The 7,047-nt window shown below is 61.8% G+C and carries 7 protein-coding genes; 2 read left to right on the top strand and 5 right to left on the bottom strand.

Annotated features, from left to right (window positions below):
- The coding region (locus GPT33_RS15585; protein WP_296810629.1) for a UvrD-helicase domain-containing protein at positions 1-119 on the bottom strand (119 nt) is incomplete at its 3' end.
- A gap of 584 nt (positions 120-703) precedes the next feature.
- Between GPT33_RS15585 and hemE the strand changes: the two genes are divergently transcribed.
- Positions 704-1,768 (top strand): uroporphyrinogen decarboxylase, encoded by a 1,065-nt coding sequence (gene hemE / locus GPT33_RS15590; RefSeq protein WP_296810613.1) that lies wholly within the window; start codon positions 704-706, stop codon positions 1,766-1,768.
- Positions 1,769-2,780: 1,012 nt separating this feature from the next.
- Here the strand turns inward: hemE and GPT33_RS15595 are convergent.
- Positions 2,781-4,214 (bottom strand): FAD-dependent oxidoreductase, encoded by a 1,434-nt coding sequence (locus GPT33_RS15595; RefSeq protein ID WP_296810615.1) that lies wholly within the window; start codon positions 4,212-4,214, stop codon positions 2,781-2,783.
- Between the two features lie 343 nt (positions 4,215-4,557).
- Here GPT33_RS15595 and GPT33_RS15600 point away from each other — a divergent pair, with 343 nt between their 5' ends.
- Positions 4,558-5,484 (top strand): DNA ligase, encoded by a 927-nt coding sequence (locus tag GPT33_RS15600; RefSeq protein ID WP_296810618.1) that lies wholly within the window; start codon positions 4,558-4,560, stop codon positions 5,482-5,484.
- 252 nt (positions 5,485-5,736) lie between these two features.
- Here the strand turns inward: GPT33_RS15600 and GPT33_RS15605 are convergent, their stop codons facing one another.
- The 3 genes from GPT33_RS15605 to GPT33_RS15615 all read right to left on the bottom strand — a co-directional run.
- Positions 5,737-6,039 (bottom strand): DUF3240 family protein, encoded by a 303-nt coding sequence (locus tag GPT33_RS15605; RefSeq protein ID WP_296810621.1) that lies wholly within the window; start codon positions 6,037-6,039, stop codon positions 5,737-5,739.
- 51 nt (positions 6,040-6,090) lie between these two features.
- Entirely contained in the window at positions 6,091-6,489 is a 399-nt protein-coding gene (locus tag GPT33_RS15610; RefSeq protein WP_296810624.1) for a hypothetical protein, read from the bottom strand.
- An 81-nt stretch (positions 6,490-6,570) separates the two neighbouring features.
- A partial coding sequence (locus tag GPT33_RS15615; protein ID WP_296810627.1) for an efflux RND transporter permease subunit occupies positions 6,571-7,047 on the bottom strand: 477 nt, incomplete at its 5' end.

Consider the following 7,047-nt stretch of genomic DNA (forward strand, 5'->3'; position numbering starts at 1 on the left):
ACCAAGACGCGGGTCTTGCCCGATCCGGCGCCGGCGAGCACGAGAAGGTTTCCGGACTCGGCGGCGACGGCCGCACGCTGAGCGTCGTTGAGGGGATCGAGAAGGGCGGAGACATCCATCGCCTGGATTCTACTAAACCAGCTCCGGCATGACATGTGTTGTTGTCGGCTGGCTCCACGCGGGGAGGGGACAAGACCTGGCGTAGGTCTGCCGATGAATAATCCATCGATTCAATCTGTTGGATGATCATCGGGGTGCTGGAAGCGGGATCGCTCGGTTTTCCGGCCGGATCATTATTCAAAATAGTTTAAATAAAAAGACAGTAATCTTAATAAGCTCTGTGGATAACTCGATCGTGGCTAAAATCGGTTCCAGCTCAATCACTTGAGCCGATTCGTGGCTGTTCCCCGATACCTGTCCAACCTGTGGGTAAGCGGTGTGCAAAAAGAAGCCGTTAAAATGACCACAGCTTATCCACAGACTTGTGGACCCTGCCGTGAACAGACTTATACAGTCGTCCGATTCCTTGTCGCGCCCCCGACGAGCGGTCGGTGCTCGGCCTACCATGCAGCCTGTCGCCCGCACCGAAGCGCCGGACTCGGGCGGCTCTGTCCTTCGCAACCTCGTCATGAGCGAAACCCGTAGTAGAATGGTCGCCCGAACCACCGAGACCCTTTCTCCTCGACTGCCCAGGTCCTGCTTCATGACGCCACTCATCAATGACACCTTCCTCCGTGCAGTGATGCGCGAACCCGTTGAATACACGCCGGTTTGGATGATGCGCCAAGCAGGCCGTTATCTGCCCGAGTACCGTGCGACGCGCGCGAAGGCCGGCAGCTTCATGGATCTGTGCAAGAACCCGGAGCTTGCCTGCGAAGTCACGCTGCAGCCGTTGGAGCGTTTTCCGTTGGATGCCGCCATCCTCTTCTCGGACATCCTGACGGTGCCGGATGCGATGGGGCTGGGTCTGTATTTCGCGGAAGGGGAGGGGCCGCATTTCGAGCGGCCGGTGCGCACGCAGGCCGATGTCGATCGGATCGCCGTTCCGGATCCGGAGGACGAGCTGCGCTACGTGATGGATGCCGTGTCGACGATTCGACGCGAGCTCGCCGGACGCGTGCCTTTGATCGGCTTCTCGGGCAGCCCCTGGACGCTCGCGACCTATATGGTCGAGGGCGGGGGCGCGAAGAACTTCTCGCATGTGAAGGGGATGATGTTCGACCGTCCCGATCTGCTCCACGCCTTGTTGGCTAAGACAGCGGATGCCGTGGTCGCATACCTCAACGCCCAGATCGCTCGCGGCGCGCAGGCAACCATGATCTTCGATACCTGGGGCGGTGCACTGGCGCCGGCCAACTATCGGGAATTCTCCCTGGCCTACATGCAGCGCGTGGTCGAGGGTCTGAACCGCGAGGCGGAGGGACGCGCCGTGCCGGTGATCCTCTTCACCAAGAACGGCGGTCAGTGGCTGAATCACATGGCCGACACCGGCTGCGATGGTCTCGGCGTGGACTGGACGACGGATCTTGCCGACGCGCGCATCCTGACCGGCGACCGCGTCTCGCTGCAGGGCAATCTCGATCCCTGTGCGCTCTATGCCTCACCCGAACGGATCCGCGAAGAGGTCGCGCGTGTCCTCGCCAGTTACGGCAAGGGTCCGGGCCATGTCTTCAATCTCGGGCATGGGATCACCCCGGACGTGAATCCGGAGCACGCGGGGGCGATGGTCGCGGCGGTACACGAGCTCAGTCGCGCCTACCACGGCTAAACCGCGTCCGCTGGAATAAAGGAAGTCTTTGGGACTGGGCTTGCGGTTGCGTGAGCCCATGATCTCGGTAGAGACGCGGTTTAGGATTTTTTTCGAAAGGGTTGCCCTGGCTCGGCTCTAAGTCGCCGCCCGGATGCCGGGCCTTGATGATAGACCGGCACGTAGGGACGAGCGAGAGCGAAGTCCGCCGAGCCTCGCGCCGGCGCTGCCGCTTTTATTGGCTTGCGTGGACCTGCTGTCGCCAGAAGCGATGCAGGCCACGCTCGACGCGCTTTAGTAGCCGTATCTGCGCGTCGTGGTCGTTGTGGTTTTCGTCGGTTGCACAGGCGTTGCGATCACCGTGTCGACGGTGGTCGTTCTTCCCTCCGTTGGAGAGACAATTACGGTATCGGCGCCAGTCCGCCCGGTTTGTCCGGTGACCCCTTGAGCCCCGGCTGGTCCTTGAGGACCGGTGCAGGCACCCAGTCCAAGCGCCATTATCGTGATGACAGCGGCGCGGATGACGTTAGATTTCATGATGTGGTCTCCCGGGAAACAGAAAGAATCGACGGTGGCGCCCCTGATCGGAGTCGCTCAACGGGAGACAACCACCGCAGGGTCTGTCAGAAGTGGGCTCGGTCGTTGATCTTCCGGCCGGGCTCTGTGGCCGGGAGCGGCGCGATGCTTCACTGTGATGCTGCCGACTCTAGCCTGGTCGGTCGGCTCTGTCGGTGCGTTGGCAAACATAGTGCTCGCGCACCTTGGAAAATGCGGCGTCATGTCGCAAACGCCGGTAAGGACGCGATTCAGTCTGGACCGCCTCGGCCAGCGCGAGCGCCTCCGATTCAGCCTGCGCTGGTGGACTGCGCCTGCGCTTGTCCACCCTACGGGGTTTTCCGACCAGAAAGCTTTCCGCTTTCAATCCTTTTCTCGCTTTTAACCTCTGAATCGCGTCCCGCTGAAACGCTTCAGGTTATGCCGAGGATGAAACCGACCTCAAACCAAGCAGACGCTCTCGAGGACGCGATTCAATTTAGACCGCCTCGGCTAGCGCCACCGCCTCCGATGCAGTCGCCACCGCCGCAGCCGCGTCGCCGTGCCCGCGTGTATCCTCGTACCCCATCAGCAGCTCCCGCGACAAGCCCTGCTCGTCGATTCGGGCACCCAAGTAGGCCGCAATCGAGCGCATGTCGGTCTCGCCGCTGCCGAGACAACTCGTCCCACCCGGCGAAGGGGTCATATTGAAGATGAGACCGGCGTTGTTGGTGATCTTGGCCTCGCCCATGCGCAGCTTGCCGGAGGTCTTGTCGATCAACTGGGGCCGTAGCCCGCCGAAGCGTTCGGCATAGGTGATGTCGGCTGCCTTGATCGAGGGGACGATCTTGCGGATCTCGCGAACGAAGAGATGGCGATTCAGGCCCGGCACCTCGTAGAGGAGGTTGCGCAGGATGTAGTGGCGGATATCGCGCTCTTTGAGCATGGCCCAGAAGGCCGCGGCAACCTGGCGATCGAACCGCAGGACCTTGAAGAACTCGGGAATGCTGTCGCGGTTGTAGCGCTCGAGCATCGGGAGCATGAAGGCGGTCGGCCCGAAACGGGTCTTGCCGCGTTCCTTGATGTCGTGATCGCCGTGAACCGCAGCGAACGGAAGGCTCGGATTCTGGACCGTGTAGACCTTGCCGTTCAGCGCCTCGGGGGCGAAATAGAAGGAACCGGCGACCGGCATACAGGAGTAGTCCAACCCCAGCCCCATCTCCTGCGCCATTAGGAGCGAGTGTCCGCCCGCGCAGACCACGAGGGCCCGCGCCTTCAACAGGCCCCGGTTGGTCTCTAAGACGTAATCCTGGCCGTCGCGGCGGACCTTATCGACCTTGGTCGAGAACAGCTGGGTGATCTGCTTGGAGGTTTGCCGATCCAGTCGTACGCAATCGGCCGAGAAGGACTGCGCCAAGGCCTGAAAGTCAACTGCACAGTAGTCATCCGGTGTGCCCGTGGCGACGATCTCCTCCTTGCGCCAGGTCCCGTCCACGAGGGCGACGTTGGGCTCGATGTCGGCGATGTCCTTGCGCTCGAGCAGTTCCATGCGCGGGTAGAGCCCCTTGAAGCGCTCGTAGCGATCACGGATGTAGCGAGATTCGGTCTCGCCGACGCCCAGCACCATCTTCGGCATCCGATGGATGATGCGGTCGCGATCGCGGGGAGCGAGCTTCGTTGCGTAGTTGATCACCATGTAGGCGGTGCGCTTGATGGCCCGCGCCTTCTCCAAGGTGTAGTTGGTCTCGATGTCGCCGCAGTGGATGGTTTGGCTGTTGTTGTGCGCGTGCGAGTTGACCGTGGCGATGCTGTCGTATTTTTCGACCAGGCAGAGGCGTTTCAGATCGGTGAATTTCGCCAGCTGATAAAGGAGTGCGGTACCGGTGACGCCGGCACCGACGATCAAGACGTCGTAATGAGTAGAAGCGGTCATGGTCTTGTGTTCCTGACAAGCGGCGGTGAAGCCGAGCGCCGGGGCAGATCGTTCCGACCTTTACGGAACGGTTTTTTGTGCGGCGCAACAATTAGGTCACACTAGCCGATGTCGCGACAGGAAAGAACGCCGCCAGGTGGATTTATAGTATTGAGTAAAACAATCGGGTTTTTGGAAGGGTCTTTCGGACGATGGTTCACGGCGTCATGGTCTTGAGCCTGGAGGGTTGGCGGATACGCATCGCTGCCGCGGCCAAATCGGATCTATTTCGTGTACATACATTTTGAGTCACGCGAGACTTGAGCTACAGTGTCGGCATCGAGAAATAGACGGAGCGTGCTCGATGTTGCACAGGTCCAGTCTTCGATTGGGGCTCTCGCTGCTTCTTCTCGGCATGCTCCGCGGCCATGCCGATGCAACGATCGAGGGGGTGTTCGCTGCGGGGGATGTGTCGGCGATCACGCTCGCCCCGGGGAGTGTCTCGACGACGACGCAGGCCGTGCCCGGCCTGGCACTGGGGGAGGTATATCGTCCCGGCGTCGATCTCGACCGTTACCTGGTCAGCGAGAAGCTCGACGGCGTGCGCGGCTACTGGAACGGCCGCCGTTTCATCACGCGCGGCGGCATGCCGATCAGGGCGCCCACCTGGTTTACGGCCGATTTTCCCGCGGTTGCACTCGACGGGGAGCTTTGGATGGGGCGCGGCACCTTTGCCTTCCTGTCGGGCACGGTACGACGATCCGAGCCGGATAACGACGCCTGGCGTCGTGTCCGCTATATGGTGTTCGACCTGCCGGACCACCCGGGCGATTTCGAGACACGCCTGAGCGTATTGAGAGGTCTCCTCGCGACCTCGCCGAGCCCCTTTCTCGACCTGGTCGAGCAAACCCGCGTTGCGGATCATGACGCCTTGATGGCCGGGTTGGACCGAGTGGTCGCTGCGGGCGGGGAGGGCTTGATGCTGCATCGACGGGATTCGCTCTACCGCGTCGGACGTTCCGCCGATCTCCTCAAGGTCAAACCCTACCTGGAAGCCGACGCCCGGGTGATCGCCCATGTCCCCGGCCGAGGGCGACACGAAGGCCGGATGGGCTCGCTTGTGGTCGAGGAGGCGGACGGCACCCGATTTCGGCTCGGCACAGGCTTCAGCGATGTCGAGCGCGATGACCCGCCGCCCGTGGGCAGCGTCGTCAACTTCAAATATCACGGGCGCACGACCAACGGCCTGCCCCGCTTCGCGAGCTTCCTGCGGAGGGTGGAAACCCCTTAAACCGCGTCCAGGGCGAGATGCTTATTTTCGAGTGCGTTCGACGTTCGGTGCATCCACAGCTCTTAAACCGCGCCCAGCGCGGTATGCGATGTTTTTGGATGGGATCGGCGCCGGCAGACTTGACGTCCGTTGGTGTCGGCGCGGTTTAAGAGATTAAAAAAGGTAAAATTCTAAACCGCGTCTCCGCAAAAGTCGGAAAAATCCCTAAGCCCAACACAAAATGAAAACTACGCATGTCGCTCTGGACGCGGTTTAAACCAATCGACCCTGGGCGATGGCGGGCACGAGCCAGTAATGGATACCGCTGCCCCCGAAATCCTCACCCAAGCCTGCGAGTACCGCTTCGGCAGTCTCCTCGGGGAGCAACAGCATGAACATCACCCGGCGACTGCGCCCGGCGACCTGCTCGGCGGTGGTCATGGAACGCTCGGAGGAGCCGTGCCCGGAGACCGCGCTGCTGGTGAAGCCCGGGATGTCCTCGCGCTCCAGCAGCCACTCGACGAGTGCGTCTTCCGCCTGTAGAGGGACAATCAGATGGAGCAGATGATGTGGCATGTGTCGGTCTCCGATCGTGGCGTGAAATCGCGTCGATGCGCCTGATGCCGCTCAGCGCCCGTCCGCGCTCTTACCGACCCGGTGCGCCACCTCGATCGCAGCCGTCTCTTTCGGCACCTCGGGGAGCAAGGTGCTGAAGCTGGCTTTCTGCGGATTGGCGCGCGTCGGTGAATAATGGACCATGTAGGTGTCTTTGCGCGCGAGCACCGAGCCGGCGTCGTCGAGCAGCCGGATCTCGACATGGCCGAGCATTCGCCCGGCATGCGGCTCGCGTTTTGCGACCCAGCCCTTTATCTCGAGTCCTTCGGGCGAGACCTCGTAGGTGACCTCGGTCGGGATCACCGATGTCGTCTCGTCGATGAGCAGCCTCAGATCGGCCGCATGGGTCGGGATGACCGCTGCGGTCATCAAGAAGACTGCGGCGAGTGCATTGAAGATTGATTTCAGCATGATTGGTGTCCTCCGTAAGATCCTGAGTCCCTGTTGTCCGGGGTTGCCCCTATTCGAGCCGATTGCATCGCACCCGAATGTTTAGACCCGTTCCGCTCCGAAACGTCGGTAGAGAATCGGCAACAGGATGAGCGTGAGCAGGGTGGCCGAGACCAATCCGCCGATGACCACGATCGCAAGCGGGCGTTGGATCTCGGATCCGGGTCCGGTCGCGAAGAGCAGCGGCACCAGCCCGAAGGCCGCGATGCTTGCGGTCATGAGCACCGGGCGCAGGCGCCGCCTTGCCCCCTCGACGACCACCTCCTGCATGGGTCGACCGAGGGCGCGCAGTTGGTTGAAATAGGTGACCATCACCACGCCGTTCAGCACGGCGATGCCGAGCAGGGCGATGAAGCCGACCGAGGCGGGCACCGAGAGATATTCGCCGGTGAGGGCCAGCGCGAAGACGCCGCCGATCATGGCGAAGGGCACGTTCGACAGGACCAGGGCGGCCTGTTTCACCGAGCCGAAGGTCGAGAAGAGCACCAGGAAGATCAGCACCAGCGCCACCGGTACCAC

The sequence above is a fragment of the Thiocapsa sp. genome (assembly GCF_011390875.1).
Lineage (GTDB): Bacteria > Pseudomonadota > Gammaproteobacteria > Chromatiales > Chromatiaceae > Thiocapsa.

Bases quoted from the DNA above. Each gene is read 5' to 3' on its own strand.
- hemE (WP_296810613.1), top strand. From the start codon at position 704: ATGACGCCACTCATCAATGACACCTTCCTCCGTGCAGTGATGCGCGAA.
- GPT33_RS15595 (WP_296810615.1), bottom strand. From the start codon at position 4,214: ATGACCGCTTCTACTCATTACGACGTCTTGATCGTCGGTGCCGGCGTC.
- GPT33_RS15600 (WP_296810618.1), top strand. From the start codon at position 4,558: ATGTTGCACAGGTCCAGTCTTCGATTGGGGCTCTCGCTGCTTCTTCTC.
- GPT33_RS15605 (WP_296810621.1), bottom strand. From the start codon at position 6,039: ATGCCACATCATCTGCTCCATCTGATTGTCCCTCTACAGGCGGAAGAC.
- GPT33_RS15610 (WP_296810624.1), bottom strand. From the start codon at position 6,489: ATGCTGAAATCAATCTTCAATGCACTCGCCGCAGTCTTCTTGATGACC.